General features: G+C 73.7%; 1 protein-coding gene. It reads left to right on the top strand.

What is annotated here, in order from left to right; genetic code table 11:
- Positions 1 to 578 precede the first annotated feature (578 nt).
- On the top strand, positions 579 to 1,397 hold an 819-nt coding region (locus H5J33_RS35250), incomplete at its 3' end, for a serine/threonine-protein kinase (protein WP_181798717.1).

Raw genomic sequence — 1,397 nt, forward strand, 5'->3', positions numbered from 1 at the left:
GCTCGCCACCGGAGGGGTCCTCGCAGCTCCCGTGCCAGCTCCGTGCCCACGGGCGCCGTGACCAGCACGTCCCGGCTCACGGCGCGGCCCCGCTGCGGGGGCGGACCGAGCGGGTCTACGACGGTCAGCCGGATCTGCATCGGCGTCAGCGGTCCCTTCTGCGCGGGCGCGCGCGGGCGCGGACTTCCCCCCACCCCACACGAGCACGTCGGCCGGCGGCCGCCGGAACCGTCCCGGCGGACTGCTGGAGGCATCCTCCCACCTGCCGTCGGCAACGCGCCCGGAACCCGATGACAAGTGATCTTGATTGGTCGGCTCTGCCCCCAAAAGTGCCGGACCCGGACCCCGCCGGCGATCAGTTGAGATCGGTCACGTCCGGCCCCGGGCAACCGGAGGACCGCGACCGGCGTCTTTCCGTCGAACCCCGTCCCGAACGCCCCGGGGATGCCCGGGAACGCGTGGGTGGTGCCCCGTAGCACGGCACTACAGTGGGGCGGAACACCGGGATACCGGGCCCCGGACACCGGGACCGGACGCACCGGCAAGCAAGCGACAGCAACCAGCAGGGAGCGCGTGACGTGCGGCCAGTCGGCAGCAAGTACCTGCTTGAGGAGCCGCTCGGACGCGGCGCCACAGGCACCGTCTGGCGTGCCCGCCAGCGTGAGACGGCGGGCGCCGAGGCCGCCGTGCCCGGGCAGCCGGGGGAAACGGTCGCGATCAAGGTCCTGAAGGAGGAGCTGGCGAGCGACCCGGACATCGTGATGCGCTTCCTGCGCGAGCGCTCCGTGCTGCTCCGGCTCACCCACCCGAACATCGTCCGGGTCCGCGACCTGGTCGTGGAGGGCGATCTGCTGGCCCTGGTCATGGACCTGGTCGACGGCCCCGACCTGCACCGCTACCTGCGGGAGAACGGCCCCCTCAGCCCGGTCGGCGCGGCCCTGCTGACCGCGCAGATCGCCGACGCCCTCGCCGCGAGCCACGCCGACGGCGTCGTCCACCGCGACCTGAAGCCCGCAAACGTGCTGCTCATGCAGCAGGGCGGCGAGATGCACCCGATGCTGACCGACTTCGGCATCGCCCGCCTCGCCGACTCCCCGGGCCTGACCCGCACCCACGAGTTCGTCGGCACCCCCGCCTACGTCGCCCCGGAGTCCGCCGAGGGCCGCCCGCAGACCTCCGCCGTGGACGTCTACGGCGCCGGCATCCTGCTGTACGAGCTGGTCACCGGTCGTCCGCCGTTCGCCGGGTCCACCGCCCTGGAGGTGCTGCACCAGCACCTGAGCGCCGAGCCGCGCCGCCCCTCCACCGTCCCCGACCCGCTGTGGACGGTCATAGAGCGCTGCCTGCGCAAGAACCCGGACGAGCGGCCCGGCGCCGAGAACCTCGCGCGGGCCCTG

It is taken from the genome of Streptomyces sp. WELS2 (genome assembly GCF_013870595.1).
In the GTDB taxonomy this organism is placed as follows: domain Bacteria; phylum Actinomycetota; class Actinomycetes; order Streptomycetales; family Streptomycetaceae; genus Streptomyces.